The organism is Paenibacillus phytohabitans, assembly GCF_013141775.1.
GTDB classification, from domain to species: Bacteria; Bacillota; Bacilli; order Paenibacillales; family Paenibacillaceae; genus Paenibacillus_AQ; species Paenibacillus_AQ phytohabitans.
Genome location: NZ_WHOB01000018.1, coordinates 125330 through 144327, shown reverse-complemented (window position 1 = coordinate 144327; position 18998 = coordinate 125330). Strand labels below are relative to the sequence as shown.

Annotated in this window: 17 protein-coding genes; 10 read left to right on the top strand and 7 right to left on the bottom strand. The window is 51.8% G+C overall.

What is annotated here, in order from left to right; translation table 11 throughout:
• Positions 1-11: 11 nt before the first annotated feature.
• A complete protein-coding gene (locus GC101_RS05675; RefSeq protein ID WP_039297933.1) occupies positions 12-536 on the bottom strand; it encodes a type 1 glutamine amidotransferase domain-containing protein in 525 nt (174 codons plus the stop codon).
• Positions 537-819: 283 nt separating this feature from the next.
• On the opposite strand from GC101_RS05675, the gene GC101_RS05670 reads away from it, so the two are divergent.
• From GC101_RS05670 to GC101_RS05660, 3 genes are all read left to right on the top strand, one after another.
• Positions 820-1275: a hypothetical protein gene (locus GC101_RS05670; protein WP_171716460.1), complete on the top strand. Its 456-nt coding sequence runs from the start codon at positions 820-822 to the stop codon at positions 1273-1275.
• Positions 1276-1650: 375 nt separating this feature from the next.
• Complete coding sequence (ccpA, locus tag GC101_RS05665) at positions 1651-2661, top strand: catabolite control protein A (protein ID WP_036695017.1); 1011 nt, start codon at positions 1651-1653, stop codon at positions 2659-2661.
• Positions 2662-2755: 94 nt separating this feature from the next.
• The gene (locus GC101_RS05660; protein WP_171716459.1) at positions 2756-3451 is read left to right on the top strand and encodes a 5'-methylthioadenosine/adenosylhomocysteine nucleosidase; all 696 of its coding nucleotides are present in this window, start codon (positions 2756-2758) and stop codon (positions 3449-3451) included.
• A 27-nt stretch (positions 3452-3478) separates the two neighbouring features.
• Here GC101_RS05660 and GC101_RS05655 read toward each other — a convergent pair whose 3' ends face one another.
• Positions 3479-4111: a GNAT family N-acetyltransferase gene (locus tag GC101_RS05655; RefSeq protein WP_171716458.1), complete on the bottom strand. Its 633-nt coding sequence runs from the start codon at positions 4109-4111 to the stop codon at positions 3479-3481.
• A 160-nt stretch (positions 4112-4271) separates the two neighbouring features.
• Here GC101_RS05655 and acsA point away from each other — a divergent pair, with 160 nt between their 5' ends.
• Positions 4272-5996 (top strand): acetate--CoA ligase, encoded by a 1725-nt coding sequence (gene acsA / locus GC101_RS05650; protein WP_171716457.1) that lies wholly within the window; start codon positions 4272-4274, stop codon positions 5994-5996.
• 97 nt (positions 5997-6093) lie between these two features.
• Here the strand turns inward: acsA and GC101_RS05645 are convergent, their stop codons facing one another.
• Together GC101_RS05645 and rpsD are read right to left on the bottom strand one after the other, a co-directional pair.
• Positions 6094-9006, bottom strand: a complete 2913-nt coding sequence (locus GC101_RS05645; protein ID WP_171716456.1) for a transglycosylase domain-containing protein — start codon at positions 9004-9006, stop codon at positions 6094-6096.
• A gap of 245 nt (positions 9007-9251) precedes the next feature.
• Positions 9252-9851 carry a 30S ribosomal protein S4 gene (gene rpsD / locus GC101_RS05640; RefSeq protein ID WP_039297946.1) on the bottom strand — a complete coding sequence of 200 codons (600 nt, stop codon included), beginning with the start codon at positions 9849-9851 and terminating at the stop codon, positions 9252-9254.
• Between the two features lie 391 nt (positions 9852-10242).
• Here rpsD and GC101_RS05635 point away from each other — a divergent pair, with 391 nt between their 5' ends.
• The 5 genes from GC101_RS05635 (at position 10243) to GC101_RS05615 (ending at position 15422) form a co-directional block, all read left to right on the top strand.
• Positions 10243-12243 (top strand): sensor domain-containing diguanylate cyclase, encoded by a 2001-nt coding sequence (locus GC101_RS05635; RefSeq protein ID WP_171716455.1) that lies wholly within the window; start codon positions 10243-10245, stop codon positions 12241-12243.
• Positions 12244-12479: 236 nt separating this feature from the next.
• Positions 12480-13346, top strand: a complete 867-nt coding sequence (locus tag GC101_RS05630; protein ID WP_171716454.1) for a hypothetical protein — start codon at positions 12480-12482, stop codon at positions 13344-13346.
• A 95-nt stretch (positions 13347-13441) separates the two neighbouring features.
• Entirely contained in the window at positions 13442-14557 is a 1116-nt protein-coding gene (locus GC101_RS05625) for an aminopeptidase (RefSeq protein WP_171716453.1), read from the top strand.
• A gap of 138 nt (positions 14558-14695) precedes the next feature.
• On the top strand, positions 14696-14941 hold the full coding sequence (locus GC101_RS05620; RefSeq protein ID WP_042136544.1) for an HPr family phosphocarrier protein: 246 nt from the start codon (positions 14696-14698) through the stop codon (positions 14939-14941).
• A gap of 178 nt (positions 14942-15119) precedes the next feature.
• The gene (locus tag GC101_RS05615; RefSeq protein WP_039297956.1) at positions 15120-15422 is read left to right on the top strand and encodes an Fpa/YlaN family protein; all 303 of its coding nucleotides are present in this window, start codon (positions 15120-15122) and stop codon (positions 15420-15422) included.
• A 72-nt stretch (positions 15423-15494) separates the two neighbouring features.
• On the opposite strand, the gene cax is transcribed toward GC101_RS05615, so the two are convergent.
• Positions 15495-16565, bottom strand: coding sequence for a calcium/proton exchanger (gene cax, locus GC101_RS05610; protein WP_171716452.1), 1071 nt, complete (start codon positions 16563-16565; stop codon positions 15495-15497).
• A gap of 154 nt (positions 16566-16719) precedes the next feature.
• Between cax and GC101_RS05605 the strand changes: the two genes are divergently transcribed.
• A complete protein-coding gene (locus tag GC101_RS05605; protein ID WP_019911482.1) occupies positions 16720-17085 on the top strand; it encodes an Asp23/Gls24 family envelope stress response protein in 366 nt (121 codons plus the stop codon).
• A 105-nt stretch (positions 17086-17190) separates the two neighbouring features.
• On the opposite strand, the gene ftsW is transcribed toward GC101_RS05605, so the two are convergent.
• Both ftsW and GC101_RS05595 read right to left on the bottom strand, forming a co-directional pair.
• On the bottom strand, positions 17191-18459 hold the full coding sequence (ftsW, locus tag GC101_RS05600; RefSeq protein ID WP_171716451.1) for a putative lipid II flippase FtsW: 1269 nt from the start codon (positions 18457-18459) through the stop codon (positions 17191-17193).
• Complete coding sequence (locus GC101_RS05595; RefSeq protein WP_042136549.1) at positions 18456-18803, bottom strand: YugN family protein; 348 nt, start codon at positions 18801-18803, stop codon at positions 18456-18458. Before GC101_RS05595 ends, ftsW begins: the two co-directional genes overlap by 4 nt.
• Between the last annotated feature and the right edge of the window lie 195 nt (positions 18804-18998).

Below are 18998 nucleotides of genomic sequence, written 5' to 3'. Positions count from 1 at the left end.
TAGGTTACGGCTTATTCCCCAGCCAGCGCATCGCAGAAAGCCTTGCCGTAAGGCGGCAGATCCGGCGGACGGCGGGCGGAAATGATATGTCCGTCGGTTACCACAGGCTCGTCCTTCCAGATGGCTCCGGCATTCTCCATATCATCACGGATGCCTGGAGTGGAGGTGACGGTTACACCTTCCAGTATTTTGGCAGAGATCAAGACCCAGCCGGCATGGCAGATCTGCCCGATCGGCTTCTTGGCTTCGTTGAAATCCTGCACCAGCTTCAGCACTGCACTGTAGCGGCGGATTTTGTCGGGAGCCCAGCCTCCGGGTACCAGGATGCCGTCATAATCAGCTGCGTTCAGTTCATCCCATGAATATTCAGCGGTGGCGGGTACGCCGTATTTGCCCACATAGGTCTTGTTTTTCTCCAGTCCGGCCAAATGAACCTCGGCGCCTTCTTCCCGCACGCGGTACACAGGATACCAGAGCTCCAAATCTTCAAACTCATCATCTACAAGCGCTATAACCTTTTTGCCAGCCAGTCTCATTCCATGCAGCTCCTTCCGGTTAATAACATCTCGGTTCTAAGCCATTCTATCAAAAGAAAAAGTTGAAGTCACTTTTCATATGGTAAAGTCTAAGTATTTTGCCAATTAAATCATTATATGCAAAACGGCAGGGATTCGCAGGAGTAAGGTCGAATATAGCATCTGAACAGGTAACCTTACGTGTTTTTTGAAAGATAATGGATAGGCTTCACGCAATAATTGTTCCAGGACGGCGTAGCTGTTTCTGCTTGGATTATTAAAAGATCATTCTGAGGTGTGGGAGATGTATAAAGATAATTTAATGAAGAAGTCATGCGGCTGCGGCGGGATCATGACCATACATATGCATACGCTGATTTATAGTGCAAAGATCAAAATTACTCATGTACCGGTATATACCTGCAGGCAGTGTGCCCGCTATGAACCTTTGCCCGTGATCAAACGGGATCTGGGGAAGCTCATCGGTGAGCTTGCTGCTAATCCGCCTGTCCGGAAGCAGCTCTCGTTTGCAGAGCGCAATGAGTGGGCCAGTGTGCTGAAGGAAACGTTTGCTTCCGGTTTATTTGCCGGCGGGTTGCCTGAACTGGAGGAGTCCATCCGGAGTGCGATTCAGGGGCGGATTGATCTGCTATTGGACATTTACCGCTTAGCTGTGGATATGTCCGACAGGTCATGGATGGGTGAAACTGGACTTAGACTGTCCCAATTAACGGCTCAATCGGCAGAAAGTGCCAAATAAATGGCGTTTTTTGGCGTTTTGAAAAATTTTTCTGCAAAATCAATGAAAATCTTTCAACGAATGTTGGATTTTTCACGCGCTTTTTGATACGATAGAAAGAGATTACAGGATTGCTGCAGCTGTCCGGTGGTTGGAGCGCAATATCGGCTTTGATCCGCCGCTGCATTTCTGAAATTTAAAGCGGTTTACGGCTGGGAGTTATTGGAGTATCAGGAATTGGCGGAAGGCATTAAAGCCGCGCCAGGACTGGCGTTTCATCCTTTGAAAGAAATTTTGAAAGGAAAATGAAGCGTTATCATTGCACAATTGTACAAAGTGTCGTATCATAATTTTAATTAGTCGAACGATAAAATTTATCGCAATGGAGAGAGTAATTTGACGGTAACCATTTACGATGTAGCTCGAGAAGCAGGCGTATCTATGGCTACGGTATCACGGGTTGTGAATAATAACCCGAACGTGAAACCGCAGACCCGGAAGAAGGTTTTTGAAGCGATTGAGCGTTTGGGCTATCGTCCAAATGCCGTGGCGAGAGGTCTCGCCAGCAAGAAAACGACAACCGTTGGGGTTGTTATCCCTGATATCTCCAACTCGATTTTTGCGGAAATTGCACGCGGGATTGAAGATATTGCCAATATGTATCACTACAATATCATTTTGTGTAATGCGGACAAGCGCAAGGAGAAGGAAATTCGTGTTATTAACACGCTGCTTGAGAAACAAGTGGACGGGCTGCTCTTCATGGGCGGAACCGTTACGGAGGAGCATATTCAGGCCTTCCAGACCTCAGCAGTTCCAATTGTGCTCTGCGCCACTCGTGATGAGAAGGGCACCTACCCTTCCGTCGATATCGATCATGAGACGGCTGCGTTTGATGCAGTGAACACGCTCATCCGTCACGGCCACCGTGAGATTGCAATGATCAGCGGAACACTGCAGGATCCCGCGAACGGCTATGCCCGGTTCCACGGCTACAAGAAAGCGCTGGAAGCGGCAGGCATTGAGTACCAGGAGGATCTGGTCCGCATCGGTAACTATCGTTACGAATCCGGTGTCGAAGCCATGAAGTATTTCCTCGGTCTCAAGAAGAAACCAACCGCTATTTTTGCAGCAACCGATGAGATGGCCATTGGGGCAATTCACAGTATTCAGGATGAAGGATTGAAGGTTCCAGACGATTTCTCGATCATCAGTGTCGATAATATCCGGATGGCATCTATGGTTCGTCCTTTGCTCACTACTGTGGCACAGCCAATGTACGATCTGGGAGCCGTAGCGATGAGACTGCTGACAAAACTGATGAAGAAGGAAACGGTGGAGAACCCGCGGGTTATTCTGCCGCATGAAACCATTCTTCGACTGTCCGTCAACCATGTGAACAAATAAGATTTGTCCGTTCAACAAGTGAATATAAGGTACGTAGAAAGCTCCTTCGGGAGCTTTTTATGTTTCAGGGAAGTTATAAATGGGAGGGTTAAGGATGAGTGAAGTTCTGGGTCTGATTGGCGCAATGGATGAAGAGATTTTGCTGCTGCTTGAGGAAATGGAGAATAGAGAGACAACCGTGAAGGCGGGGATTACCTTCCATTCGGGAACTGTATTCGGCAAAACAGCGGTGCTCTGCAAATCGGGGGTCGGCAAGGTGAATGCTGCAGTAACAACGCAGATTCTGCTGGACAGCTTCGGCGTCTCGCGGGTACTATTCACTGGTGTGGCAGGAGCAGTGCACCCCGATTTGAATATCGGGGACATTGTCATTTCATCGCAGTGCATCCAGCACGATATGGATGTGACAGCGCTTGGTTACGCCAGAGGGGTGATTCCCTACCAGGAGACCTCTTCATTTCCGGCAGATCCGCAGCTGGTGAAGCTGGCGGAGCAGGCGTGCCGGGAGCTGAAGCAGAAGTCTGTGACAGGGATAGTTCTGTCCGGAGATCAGTTTATTGCAAGTAAGGATACCGTTACCGTGCTGCGTGAGCAGCTGGACGGAGCGTGTGCCGAGATGGAGGGGGCAGCTGTCGCCCAGGTCTGCAATATGAACGGGACGCCGTTTGTGATCATCCGTTCCATGTCTGACAAAGCGGATGGTTCGGCCCATGTCAATTACCGTGAGTTCACGGTGACTGCTTCGGAACGTTCACACGCCATACTGGAGTATATGCTAAAGGCAATGTAAGCTCTACGTAATGCAATCCCGGCCCTATCAATACATGAACCGCTGTCTGAAGCGGACCCGGTCGAAGGTCTCGCGGGAGGACAGCGGAACAGCCTGGCCCATGCGGACCATCAGGCAATTGGCCGGATGGGAGCAGATTTCCGGGTCATCCGTGGCATACCACACCATATCTACGGTCTTCATCAGCTTCTCCATCATCTGCCTGTATTCCCAGACCGTGAGGCCGCTGCCCTTCAGATCCCAATGCCAATAATATTCCGTAGTGAATACGATGCAGTTCTCCAATTGCCCTTTTTCAAAAGCGCTGGAGACCAGCAGCTTCGCAAGCCCGCATCCCCGGTATTCATCCGCGACTTCGATGGCCCCCAGCTCTATGAGATCTTCCATCCCTCCCTGGGACCACAGCTCCAGCTCATCCGGATAATGAAAGGTGACATACCCTACTATAACGTCTGAGACCACTGCAGCGACGACCCGGCCCTCCGGCAGTCCTGATATCTCGATCAATGCTTCGAGCTGCTCCTGCGGCTTCCGGAAGGCATCCAGATCGCGGTGCATAGCCAGGAGCTTGAGAGTATCCGGAGATAAAGGTCCTTCAACGGATATAAGCCTGTCTTTATGCTCTAAGGTATGGGACACGGGGATTTTGCAGTGCTCCATGATTGGGCTCCCTCCGGTTCACTATATTATGGAATGTAACCGCTTCCTGTGATATACTGGTTCCGACACGAAAAATTCACATTTGGCTCGTTGACATCATTGCAGTTAAGAGATTCTTACCCTTAAAGCTTAAATCAAACCAGTAGGGGAGGCAAGAGTAATGGGGCAAGTCCACAGCGAAATTTTGCCGGGCCGTGTGCAGCACTCGAATATGAAGGATTATTCAAGGGCTGTTGACGAATTCCGGTGGGAGGATGTCGAGAGAAGCTTCTCCTGGCATGGGACAGGTAAGGTGAATATGGCTCATGAAGCCGTAGACCGTCATGTGCAGGAAGGGCGGGGAGCATCTACTGCTTTGATCTATAGTGATACTGTGCGCGAGGAGAGGTACACCTTTGCCGACTTGCGTGAGCGGTCGAACAAGTTCGGTAATGTGCTCCATAAATATGGGATTGGCAAAGGGGACCGGGTATTCATCTTCATGCCGCGCACGCCGGAGCTGTACTTCAGCCTGCTGGGCATTCTGAAGGTGGGAGCCGTAGCAGGACCGCTGTTCGAGGCGTTCATGGAAACGGCAGTGAAGGACCGCCTGGAGGATAGCGGAGCGGTGGCGCTGGTGACTACGCCGGAGCTGCTGCAGCGGGTGAAGCGCGACCAGCTTCCGGGGCTGCGCCACATTATTCTGGTCGGAGGTTCCGCATCTGAAGATCCGGGGCTCCTGAGTTATGAAGAGGAAATGGCTGCAGCTTCAGCAGAGCTGGAACCGGAATGGCTGAGTCTTGAGGATGGCTTGATCATGCATTATACCTCCGGGTCCACAGGCAAGCCTAAGGGCATCTATCATGTGCAGCGGGCAATGATTCAGCATTATTATACAGGCAAGGTTGTACTGGATTTGCGTCCGGATGATGTGTACTGGTGTACGGCAGATCCCGGCTGGGTGACCGGAACCTCTTACGGGATCTTCGCTCCCTGGCTAAACGGAGTAGCCAACGTGATCCGGGGAGGCCGCTTCAGTCCGCAGGACTGGTATAAGACCATTGAACGCTATGGGGTAACGGTGTGGTACAGCGCGCCTACGGCTTTCCGTATGCTGATGGGCGCAGGGGAAGGAAGCCTTCAGGATATTGATCTGAGCAGTCTGCGCCATGTTCTGTCTGTAGGGGAACCGCTCAACCCGGAAGTCGTGCGCTGGGGTGATAAATTCTACCAACAGCGGATTCATGACACCTGGTGGATGACGGAGACAGGTGCGCAGCTGATCTGCAATTATCCGGGGATGGATATCAAGCCCGGCTCCATGGGGCGGCCGCTGCCCGGAATTGAAGCCGCGATCCTGGATGATCACGGCAATATTCTGCCGCCGTATTCGATGGGCAACCTGGCGATCCGCACACCCTGGCCGTCGATGATGGGCAAGGTATGGAACAATCAGGCCAAATATGATGAATACTTCCGGATTGCCGGATGGTATATTTCCGGGGATTCTGCTTATATGGACGAAGACGGTTACTTCTGGTTCCAGGGCAGGATTGATGATGTAATCAATTCTTCCGGAGAGCGGATCGGTCCGTTCGAGGTGGAAAGCAAACTGGTTGAACACCCGGCGGTGGCTGAGGCTGGAGTGATCGGCAAGCCGGATGTGATGCGCGGAGAGATTATCAAAGCGTTCATTTCACTGCGGGATGGCTACTCCCCGACTGCAGAGCTGAAGGACGAGATTGCTGCTTTTGTCAAAGCGGGCCTGTCTGCCCATGCTGCGCCGCGCGAGATTGAATTCAAGGAGAAGCTTCCGAAGACCCGCTCCGGCAAAATTATGCGCCGTGTCCTGAAGGCCTGGGAGCTGCATCTTCCGGCAGGCGATTTATCTACGATTGAGGATTGAAGCCTAAATCAGCCAGCTTATAGAAAAGACCGTTCCCTCAGATACAGGGAACGGTCTTTTGCAGTTCATTCAATGGGTGCCATCCATAGACTATAACTTATGGCGTGGTTGCACCGGTATTGCCGCCAGCTCCGTTACTGCTGCCAGACGGCGTTGCTTCATTGCCGCCCGGCGGCTGGACAATGATCATTCCCGGATCATCGCTGCTTTCCGGGATAATACCCGGATCCGGCGTTGGCTCCGTGCCGTCAGAGCCCGGTACTTCCTCCGGAGGCAGCGTCGGCTCTGGTGTAGGCTGAGTCCCGGCTACACTGCCGGAGGCTGTCTCATGCCCTGCAACGTCTACAGCAGCCACATAGAAGGTGGCATTGGCGCTGGCAGGCGTGCCGGGCTTGAAGACGGTACTCTCACCGGCTGATAGCACGGCCTGCTTTTGGAAGGAGCCGCCGTTCAGTGAACGGTATAACCGGTAACCCGCAACATCGGATGATCCGCTTGGAGTGAAGGTAACTACAGCTTTGCCTGTACTGTAGGAGACCATCACTTCACCCGGAGCACTAGGCGCGTTGCCGTCATCCACCCGGGGGTCCACCTCAGTCGGGAAGTCAGTCTTGGCATCTTCCGGCATGTAGTACGACAGAGATTCATGATCTTTCATGGCCGGGAAGGCCGCAAGCAGTTCTTTGACCAAGCTCTGAATCGGCTTCTCGCGCTTGACGACAATCTTCTCTTTCAGGAAATCCTCCGGCGTTCCTTCCAGCGGAAGGTAATTCACCCCGTTGTAGGTGATATATTTGGCCTTGGAGATTCCGTCATCACTTTCTGTGGGTACGAACTTGGCGTTGAACAGGTCCGTGGTGAATTTATCCGTCAGCTCCGACGGCTTCTTGCCGCTGTAAGCGGAGACCGTCGCTTTGACGATGCCCTCCGGCTTCGGGAATTCCTTCGTCACGAACAGCTCCGGACGTTTGTCGATCACGGTATTCATAACCTTGGTCCACAAAGTCTGCGCCTGCCGTTTCTGCGTATCTCCCTGCAGGGTGTTAATCTGTTCTTTGTATCCAACCCACATGCCCAGGGTAACATCCGGGGTATAGCCCATGAACCAGACATCCCCGTAGTTCTGCGTAGAACCGGTTTTGCCGACAATCGGAACTTCTTTGAAGTGCTCATATTTGCTTTTGACTGTACTTGCCGTACCGTCTGTTATTACTGTGCGCAGCATATCCGTCATCAGATAAGCGGTCTGCTCGGAGAAGACCTGCTCCGGATTCACTTTGTGCTGATAGATGATCTTGCCTTGGGAGTCTACAATCTTCTCAATCATATAAGCATCATTGAATGCGCCCTGATTGCCGATTGAGGAATAGGCATTCGTTAATTCTTCAACGGAAACCCCGTAACGCAGCCCCCCGATTACTCCGGTCTGTGCGTTATAATCATCGTCCTGAATCGTGGTAATCCCGAGCTTTTTGGAAAAAGTCCAGGCATTCTCAATGCCAACCTTGTCATTGAACAGCTTCAAGGCCGGCAGGTTGAGGGATTTATTCAGGGCATAACGGGCGGTAACCAGCCCCTGATAGCGGTTATTGGCATTCTTCGGAATGTGGAAGCCCTTGCCGCCGTCCTTCATTACAATCGGGGCATCATCCAGGATGCCGGCAGGCTGGATTAATCCGGCATCCAGCGCAGGCAGATACGCGGCAATCGGCTTCATGGTGGAACCGGGCTGGCGGACCATCTGGGTAGCATAATTCATCTGCTCGATGTTGAAGTCACGTCCTTCAATCATCCCGAGAATCGCTCCGGTCTTGTTGTTAATCATGATGCCGGCCGTCTGTTCCTTGCCTCTGGCCTTGCTGTCCTTCGTGAAGTTATCACTGTCTTCCGAGATGCTGTGCATCGCGCTGTACACTTTCTTATCAATGGTAGTGTATACCCGGTAGCCACCGGTCATCAGCTGCTGGCGGGCTTCCTCGAGAAGCAGCGTGTTGTCGGTGGTGGCAGCAGAATCCGAAGCAGCACCTGTGTTGTCTTCGTTCAGCGTCAGCATGATTTCAGCCGCTTTGCGCTCTGTCTCCAGCATCAGATAAGGGAAGGTAGCATAAGCCTTCTTCGTATGCGGAGCAAGCGAGCCCTTGATATCAAAGAGTAGGGCTTCATCATATTGCGATGTAGTAATCTTGTTCTCTTCCAGCATCCGCCGCAGCACCAGGCGCTGGCGGTCCATGGCCCGGCCAAAGGCAGTCTCATTGAATTCGCCTACGCCGTTGAAGGCGGAGTATTTGGAGGGGAGCTGGGGCAGGCCGGCCAGATAAGCCGCTTGTGCCACATTCAGCTTTTCCAGATCATCAAGACCGAAGATGCCTTTGGCGGCAGCCTTGATGCCGAATACATTATAACCGTTCGAGCCGTTCCCGAAAGGAACCTTATTTAAGTATGCCGTTAAAATTTCCTGCTTGGACAGAAAACGTTCCAGCCGCAGCGACAGCAGGATCTCCTTCACCTTGCGGTCTTCTGTGCGGTCCAGATTCAGGAACACGCGGCGTGCCAGCTGCTGGGTCAGCGTACTGCCCCCGGTCTGAACGGATTCGTTCAGCAGCCTCTGCTTGACTGCACGCAGGGTGCCGTTGAAATCCACCCCTTTATGATTGTAGAAATTATTGTCCTCTATAGCGAGAACGGCATCAATCACAAGCTGTGGAATATCGTTGAATTCAATAAGTCTGCGGTCTTCTTCCGTCCGGAGCTGGCCGATCGGCTGCCCGTCACTGAAATAGGCAAAGCCGGTAATGGCATTCTGGCTGACTTCCTGTTGAATTAATTCTTCGGTGCGGACAGGGTCATCTTTCACTATCGAAGTCACGTAGCCTGCCACAGCGCCACCGGCAAACAGAATGCCGAGTATACCGAGTATAAACATCCACTTCACGACTGAACCGAACCTGCGGAGCCAGGATCTGCGCGGTGGACGCTGTTTTGCGGTCTTCTTCTTATTCTCCTCAACCATCGACGATTATCCTCCTTTTAACGGAACTATTATAGCACAATTTGGCGATTTTGAATGCGCTTCTGCCGCAGGCGATTTACTCTGACGCTGCTTTTGCCAAAGATTCTGAGAACGGAGTAGTCCCGGGTGTTGTTTTCAGGAGCAAACTATAGGAGTGCTGGCATGCGGAAAGGGGGTATAGAACAAAAAAAAGCTCCCGGATAAAGTATCCGGGAGCTTTGATCAGATTCGCTGGAAGCAGAATCTTAACGGTTGTAGAATTCGACGATTTGTTTCTCATCGATATCTTGGGACAGCTCGGCACGTTCCGGCAAACGAATGTATTTGCCTTCGAATGAACCATCAGCATATTCCAAGTAGCCTGGAAGGTGGGAGCGGTTGTCAAGAGCTTCTTTGATAGAACCCATAGCGCGGCTTCTTTCGCGAAGTCCGATAACGTCGCCCACGCTTACGCGGTAAGAAGCGATGTCGACTTTTTTGCCGTTAACGGTTACGTGGCCGTGGGATACCAGCTGACGTGCGCCTGCACGGGAGTTAGCAAATCCAAGACGGTAAACCAGGTTGTCCAAGCGGCTTTCGAGCAGGAACATGAAGTTTTCGCCCGCGATACCCTGGAGCTTTTGTGCTTTGGTGAAAAGAGTTTTAAACTGCTTTTCGCCCAAGCCGTACATGTGACGCAGTTTTTGTTTTTCCAAAAGCTGCATTCCGTAGTTACTTACTTTTCTGCGTTGGTTAGCGCCGTGCTGTCCTGGTGGGAAAGGGCGTTTCAGGTCTTTGCCTGTACCGCTTAGGGAAATGCCCAGACGGCGGCTGAGTTTGAATTTAGGTCCGGTGTAACGTGCCATTATAGTAGACTCCTTTTAATTTGCAAATGTATTGTAGGGCCTATTTGCGCCGCAAATCGTATCCGTGAAAGCGTTAGATGGTTTCACACTGCCGAGGGAAGTTCAGCCGCTGCCCTGGCAGTAACGAAATGCGTAGAGGGTGACACAACGTTACGCCCAATTAAGACTTGTTACAGTCTTGTTCAACAATAAATATTATATGAAAATGACAGTCAAAGTCAAGCGCAACTTAAAAGAGTTTTTGTCTATCTTTGTCGTTAGTTCTTTGGTCCTAAAAAAAATCCCGGTTTTGAGGAAAATATAATGCAATACCTAAGAAAAGGGAGTAAAATATAGCTAATTAGATGTTATCGGGAAAATTTGATATCAAATAGCAAAGGGGATCCTCTTTATGTCGGAGCAGGAAGCATACGACCGCAAGGGCAGTCGTATGCTGTTACAGGACACCAAGCAATCAGGCGGAGATTATGAAGATCCCGCTGCTTGGCTGAGGGAGACGGACATAGTGTCCCATGATTTTCCTTATGCAGCCAACCTGATTGCCGAGAGTTTCAATGAATGGCTGGGACAGGCCGTACCGTCCTTCGCCAAGTCATGGAACTGGTGTGTACTGAACTATGAAGCGGAATGGATTGATCCCATATACGAATTCCGGCAGGGGCGCTGGAAGTCAGAATGGGAAGAGGCGGCGGGAGCCTGTCTGCGCTCTGGCGGGATGCATGCCATTGAGGTTCAGGAGGATGGACAGGCGCGGACATTATTAGCTATGCCGATTTTTACACGCGGGCACGGGGAAATATTCGCGGTCCTCGGCTGTGAGATGCCGTCAGAGCAGTATGCCGAGGGCGGAAGACATACGGCAGAAGCGATGTCGATGCACTTCCAGACCTGCTTTTATCATAAATTTGAGCATGTATTTGTTTCGGATCTTGCAGGTGTGCACCTGCATGCTGAGCGGGAGAGCAGCCGCCGTTCACTGCTCTTTCAGATTGTCCAGCGGATGCATGACAACATAGATGTGGATGCTGTGCTTACCGAGGTGATCGACAGTATTGCGGCGATGTATCCCGGAGCGCGGCTGGACCTGTTCATGTCGCAGGACCACCGCAGTACGCATCCCCAGGTCAAACCGCTGCCGCTCCACTGGGCGATTAATGACGTCTGTGCCAGAGCCTTCAAGGATGGCCGGGTTGCGCTTCATGCCGGACGTGAGGACAGCTGTACGGTTGAGGTAGGTCTTCCGCTCGGAGGCAAGCAGGGTGTCTATGGCGTCTTTCATATGGTAATGGACAAGCCCTCCTTCCGTGAAGTAGATCTGCGTTTTCTGACTATGGTTGCGGATACGGCCGGCACAGCATTCGAGAACGCCAAGCTGTATGAACGCTCCAATCAGCTTATCCGGGAGCTGCGCATGAGTAATGAGCTTACGCAGCGCCTCAATCAGAGCCTGCGTCTTGGGGATATTTTTCAATTTGCCTTTGAGGAGCTTCTGGGGATGTTCGAGGCCGATTATTGCTGTATCCTCCATATGAATGAAGAAAGAGGCGGACTCGAAGTCATTGCCTGTAATCATATCCCGCTGCTGGGGGAATTGGTGGAAGCCGGGCAAGGACTGGGCGGGAAGGTCTATACTTCAGGCGAGCCGCTGCTTCTATCCGACTATAAGTACGCCGCAGGAGTGACCTCTAAGCTTTTGGATGCGACCGGCTCGCAATCGCTGATCGCCACTCCGCTAAATGTAGGTGGAGAAGTCCGGGGGGCTATTATGCTTGCCCATAAGGACGCCCACTTCTTCTCCTATGACAGCTACAGGCTGCTGCAGGCTATGGCCGGGCATATCGGGCTTGCGGTCGGCAACGCGCGGCTGCATGCTGAAGTGCGGCGCCTGGCGAACCGCGACAGCCTGACCGGACTCTTCGCCCGGCATTATCTGGATGAGGAGATCAAACAGCGGCAGTCTACGGATTTCTGCGGAACGCTGATTGTTGTTGACATCGATCAGTTCAAGGCGGTCAATGACACTTACGGCCACCAGAAGGGTGACAAGATACTGAAGCAGGTAAGTGAAATTGTGAAGTCCTCGATCCGCCAGGGGGATATCGCGGCCAGGTGGGGCGGTGAAGAGCTTGCCGTGTATCTGCCCCAGCTTGGGGTGCAGCAGGCAGTATTTGTGGCCGAGCGCATCCGCAAGCGGGTGATGGGGGAGACGGAGCCGCGTGTAACCGTGTCCTGCGGTATTGCAGAGTGGAGCTGGACAGATGAGCGGGTGAGTGTAGAATCGCTCTTCTACCGGGCGGACATGGCGCTGTATGAAGCCAAGAACAACGGCCGGAACCAGGTAGTGATTGATAACAAAATCGTTGAGAATACCGCTAAGAATCCTTGGGCCTAAGCCTCAAGGGTTCTTTTATTTATTTTGGGGTCCCCGCAAAGTACTTGAGTTATCATCGAAGCCTAAGCTCCACTTTGTGGAGTTGTTTTTGGGGTCCCCGCAAAGTACTTGGGTCATCATCGAAGCCTAAGCTCCACTTTGTGGGGTTGTTTGTGGGGTTGATTTGCGTATAAGCCTTGCAATCAGGGAGACCCTAGGAAGAATGAATGATAATCCGACCGGAGGTCTTGAATGCCATGGTGAAATTATTGCTGTCCCGCGCAGGAATCCTCTCCCTTGTCCTGCTGATCTGCTTGATTCCTGTAAGCGGCTGCGGCGTCATGAATGACAGGCCGGCTGACGAGGATCTGAGTCTCGTGCTGGCCGGAATGGACGGCAGCGACGGCGTTTCCTTCGAAGGGGCGGCAGCGCTGCTGGTCGGCGGCAAGGCGGTTCCGGAATCCTCACTCTATTATGGAGGAAAGGTGGCGGACCATAACAAGGTCAGCTTATATTCCCTGCTGCCGGACGGGAGCCAGCCGGGTACCGCCGCCGGATCAGCTCCGCATCCTCTTGAGCAGGGCTCAGGGGATGTTCCGGTCTACTACACCAGACTGGTGAAGGAAGACGGTGAATGGAAGGCGCAGCAGGCAGCGCAGCCTCTGCAGGAGAGCAATCCGCTGGAGGCGCTGAACCCGCTCCGGCAGCTGGAAGAGCTGGAGGGGCTGGAGAAGACGGTAACCGAGGAGGCGGGGAGTGCCAGGGGAACCCGCGTGCTGCGCATTGAACTGACGCCGGAGGAAGCGCGCAGCCAGCTGTCGGCGGAGCTGGAACGGGAGATGCAGGCGATACGGCCGGCTAGCCAGGTTGCCGCTGGAACGGCTGCTGGGAAGCCCGCTAAGGAGCTGGAGGCACGCGCAGCATTATGGGAGCAGAAGCAGGCTGAACTGCAGCAGAGACTGAAGCAAGCCAGTATCAGGACGGTTTATTATCTCAAGGTAGATGCGAAGCGCAATCTGCCCGCGCGGCTGACCTGTAACCGGACGACAACCTCCCCCGGCCGTGCGGGAGTGGTTACTGAAGAAACCTACATTACACAGGTTGATTTCTATGGCTATCAATGAAAGCTCACATGCCGTAAGAGCTTGCGCTCTTTAGCGGGCGTGCTACAATATAACGGTATATTTATTTTCAGCATGAGGAAGGAAGAGAGAGAAACATGAATGATCCACGAATTCAGAAGCTTGCGGCGAACCTGGTAGGGTATTCCGTAAACGTACAACCCGGCGAGAATGTGCTCGTCGAAATGATCGGCAGTGAAAGAGATTTAATTAAAGCAGTAGTGGAAGAAGTGGGCAAAGCCGGAGGCCGTGCATTTGTACAGCTGACGGATCGTACCGTTCTGCGCAGCATGCTTAAATATGCAACACCTGAAGGCATCCAGACCTGGGCAGAGATCGATTTGAACCGGATGAAGCAGATGGACTGCTATATCGGCATCCGTGCCGGTGAGAATGTCAATGATCTGGCTGATGTGCCCGAAGAGAACATGAAGCTCTATAATTCACTCTATTCCCACCCGGTACATAGCGAACAACGCGTCAAGCATACCAAATGGGTAGTATTGCGTTACCCTAATGCCAGTATGGCGCAGCTTGCCAATACGACAACCGAGGCTTTTGAAGACTTTTACTTTGCGGTCTGCAATCTGGATTATGCCAAAATGGACAAAGCCCAGGATTCGCTGGCTGAGCTTATGCGCAGAACAGACAAGGTGCGGATTGCCGGTCCCGGAACGGAGCTTACCTTCTCCATCAAAGGCATCGGCGCAGAGAAATGCTCCGGCCAGAAGAACATTCCCGACGGTGAAGTCTACAGCGCACCGGTGCGTGACTCTGTGAACGGGACGATCAGCTACAATGCTGCGACGCTCTATAACGGCGTGACTTTTGAGAATGTGAAGTTTACGTTTGAGAACGGCAGAATCATCGAAGCCTCCAGTAATGACACGGTGCGGTTGAACGAGATACTCGATTCCGATGACGGCGCGCGCCATATCGGCGAATTCGCCATTGGCTTCAACCCGTATATTCTGCATCCGATGAAGGACATTCTGTTCGATGAGAAGATCGCAGGCAGCCTGCATTTTACACCGGGCCAGGCTTATGATGTGACTGACAACGGCAACCGTTCGTCCATTCACTGGGATCTCGTGCTCATTCAGCGTCCGGAGTACGGCGGCGGAGAGATTTACTTTGACGATGTGCTGATCCGCAAGGACGGGATTTTTTTGCTGCCGGAGCTTGAAGGTCTGAATCCCGAGAATCTGAAATAAAATGTAATACAAAGCTCTGAAATGCAAGCCTGCAAGCTTGTTTTCAAGAAACACCTTGCGTGAGTAAGCGGATTCAATGTATCATGGAATTGGTTACAAATGAACTTAAGTTTATTATCAAGTTGCGGAGGGATTCCTATGTCCAGTAACAATGCGGCAATCGTGGATATTGCACAAACAGCCAGCCAGTTTAATTCATCTATCGTTCTACAAGCGGACAACAAGTACATTGATGTTAAGAGTATCCTTGGTCTGTTCACTACTCTGGTATCCAGCCAAAGCTACGAGCTTCATGTACATGGCACAGATGCCGAGGAAGCCAAGAAAGCAATGAGCGAAGTATTTGCTAAGCACAATTTGAACTTTACAGTTGTAGCGGAGTAATCCATTATTACCGAAGACGTCCGGCCTTGCGGCAGGGCGTTTTTGCTGTGTGACCCGTAATATTTGTCCGTTCTTCACGAATCGTAAACTGAATTCTTGTATTAGGTCCTGATTTCGACTAATATTAAGTATAATAAGCAGTAGAAGCTGTAACTTTTGGACATAGGGGGGATAATGCATGACTTCATCGGATTTGCAGGAACAGCTTAATATCAAAGCAATCAATCTTCTACAAGAAGATGCCAATAAAATTGAGAAGCTTATTGAAGTGCAGATGGAGAATTTGGCGACTCGTTACTGCCCTCTCTATGAGGAAGTGCTGGATACCCAGATGTATGGTTTCTCCAGAGAGGTTGATTTTGCGGTCAGAGCCGGGCTGGTGCCTGAATTCACAGGCAAGCAGGTCCTGAGCAAGCTGGAACGCAACTTGGCTGTACTGTACGAAGCACTCAATAAGAAGGCTGAGGAGCGGGAGATGTAATTCCGGTCATTCATAAAAACGCACACGGGGACCCGGGAGGCCGCTCATGTGCGTTTTTTTTGTGCAGAGTTGTTATACCAGATAGAACGATACACCGAGAATCAGATATACCGCGAGCAGCAGCAGACCTTCGTACCAGTTGGTTGAGCCGTCCTGAATAATCGACTTGGCGATAAATACCGATACAGCAATAGCTACAATCTCGATGGTGGTGAATACGATGGACATGGTGTTGCCCATGAAGTAGCTGGCAAAGATCAGCACCGGTGCAACGAACAGGGCAATCTGCAGACTGCTTCCTACGGCAATCTCTACCGCAGCGCCGATTTTGTTCTTCATGGCCAACATAATGGCTGCACTGTGCTCGGCGGCATTACCGATGATTGCCACCAGGAATGCACCGACGAACAGCTCACTGAAGCCGAAGCGTTCTGTCAGGGTCTCCAGGGTGCCGACCAGCCATTCGCTGACGAAAGCGACCATAACCGTAGCGATCACCAGGTAGAGGATCGAACGGTTTCTGGACCAGACTGGAGCATGCTCATTAGGCAGCTCTTCTGCACTGTCATCCGTTACATCAGCGAGATATTTCTTGTGCGTAATCATAGAGAAGACGAGCCAGGCCATGTAAGCGGCAATCAGGAGGCCGGCGACGACAAGGCTGAGTACATCTGTATCCTTCTCTGTGATAGAGTGGGTGTTGAAGAACATGGCGGGCACGAACAGGGCGATAACGGCAACAATCATCAGCGATCCGTTCAGCCCGGCGAGCGTGACATTGAAGTTCTGAACCTTGAACTTCATACCGCCGGCAAAAATACTGAGTCCCAGCACCAGCAGAAGGTTACCGATGATCGAGCCGGTGAGACTGGCTTTGACCATGTCGAAAAGTCCTTCTTTGACCAGGAAGAAGGCGATGATCAGTTCGGCAGCGTTGCCGAATGTGGCGTTAAGGAACCCTCCAAGCCGCTGACCGGCATAGTGGGCTACGCTTTCTGTCGCCCGGCCGAGGAAACCGGCCACGAAGATAACCGAGATAGCGGACAATACGAACTGCAGGGTATGGTCCCAGTCCGCATAATGTCCGATGGCACTGAGGAGGAAGGTGATGACCAGCAGCGCCGGCGAGATCCATTTTTTCAAGGTAAAGCACACTCCAGTCTCTGTATGTAGGTTGAATTCATAATCAATATACCCAAATTGTTCCTGACTGTAAACGGGAATGCGAGAAAGTCATTTGCTTTTTAGCCTGTTTTCGAATTACAATAATTGATAATGAGTGTAGGGGGGATATGGCATGGCAGAACAACTTCAACTTGAAATGGGAAATATACGGATATCGAATGATGTTGTCTCGAAAATTGCAGGATTGGCAGCTTTGGAGACTCCCGGAATTGCAGCCATGTCTGGCGGTTTGTCTGAGGGCTGGGCGAAACGCCTGAGCGGTAAGAATGTGCAGAAGGGCGTTACTGTTGAAGTGGGCCAGCTGGAAGCGGCAGTGGATTTGCGCATTATTGTTCTCTATGAAACGCCGATTCACGAAGTGTGCCGGATGCTGCAGCAGAATGTCCGCGAGGCTGTGGAGAGCATGACAGGGCTTCATATCGTAGAGGTGAATGTTAAGGTAGAAGGCGTGGCCTTCAAGAACGATGAGATCTCGTAAGCGCTAACTGCTTAAGGAGCATGGCGGGTACACAAAAGGCAGTCCGGGGAGTTCATCCGGACTGCCTTTTGTTATACCCTATTCAACCGGTCAGGATGCAGCCTCTTAACGGGCACGCGTGCTGGCACGGCTATTCGCACGTACCTGTCTGACGGTAGTGACGGACTTGACGACTTCCTCTTTGGAGGGACGGTTGGTTTCCCTGGAGATGCTGAGCATAATCCCCATGCAGAGCATGGTGACCAGCAAAGAAGAGCCGCCGTAGCTGATGAAGGGTAACGTAACTCCCGTAAGCGGAATGGTGTTGGTCACACCGCCGATATTGATAAAGGCCTGAATCGCAATCAGCCCCATCACACCTATGCCGACCAGTGTGCCGAAGGGGTCTGTACACCGCAGCGCGATCAGAATGCCTCTCCAGATGAAATACAGATAGAGCAACAGGAAGACGGAGGTTCCTACAAATCCGAGCTCTTCACCGATAATGGCAAAAATAAAATCCGTATAAGGGTACGGCAGATAGTGCAGCTTCTGGATGCTTTGGCCGAAACCGGAGCCTTGTGTCCCGCCTTCGCCTAAAGCGATCAGTGACTGCATAATGTTATAGCCGCTGCCTTCCGAGTTATTCTCGGGGTCCAGGAAGGCCTCAATCCGGCCTTGTCTGTAATCCTGATTGGCCGCTGCCTTCTCGGTCGGCGGCGACAGGGAGTCGATGGCAGTCTTGGCTCCCATGACAAGTGCGACACCCAGGACCAGCAAGCCGATTGAGCCGAGAATATGCTTCATGCTCGCACCGCCGGCATAGATAACAAGACCGCTGGTAGCCACGAGAATCATACAAGAGCCCAGATCCGGCTGCATCATGATCAGTCCGGCCACAATACCGACGATGATCATCACAGGAATGTATCCGGTGCGAAGATCTCGCAAACGTTCACCTTTTTTGGTGATGAGTGCTGACAGGTACAGAATGATAGAGATCTTGGCCAGCTCGGTAGGCTGGATGCCAAGGCCGCCGATGTTCATCCAGCTCTTGGCTCCGTTAATTCTCTCGGTGGTAGCCACGAAGAGCAGGAGCACCAGCGTGATGACGAAGATCGGAGCGTACCATTTCTTGAACTTGCTGTAATGGATATTCATCACAGTGAACATGACGAAGCTTCCCAGCACGGCCCAGACTAACTGGCGTTTCACGAAATAAAAAGCGTCATAGCTGAATTTCTCACTGGCCAGGGTTAAGCTGGAGCTCGCGCTGAAGACCATGACCAGACCGAAGCCGACGAGCAGCAGGGTAAGAATAAGCAACTGGAAATCGGGCGTTCCTCTTTTGGGCAGGCTGGCTTTGGAGGCTGTTTTTCCCTTCGCGGTACTCAAGCTTCCAGCAGCTCCTTCAATTGATGAATATGCTCTGTTGCAGTATCCAGTACCGCCTGAGGCACCTTAGATTCATACTCCAGACCGTGGGGGAAAGTGGCTTTGCCCAAGTAGACGGCTTCAATGGCCAGTATGGCATCCGCCTTTTCCAGCTTCCCTTCCACAGCGCGGGTGTTGATCCGCAGGAAGTACTCGCCGCCGTTCTGGCGGTCTTCTATCTTGCAGTCGTATGTAGCGCGGTAGTATTCCCACTGCCAGCGGATAAACCCGGCCTTGGTTGCGCTCTCGTCCAGATAAAGAAGGTCACTCTTCAATCCTTCGAGGCCCGTGTTCTCAAATATCATAGCGCACAACTCCCCTGTATGAAGTATAATGATACATTTGTAATTAAAATTTGCGATGTTCCTCCTCATGATAGTATGTTTCACGGGGTTGTGCAAGGTAGAGCGGGCCTATTGATACCCACTTTTTTGTGTTTCTGCTACAATAAAAGATATATGGCATGCTGCGGCCGGTCTTTACATAGAAGAGTCAGACTG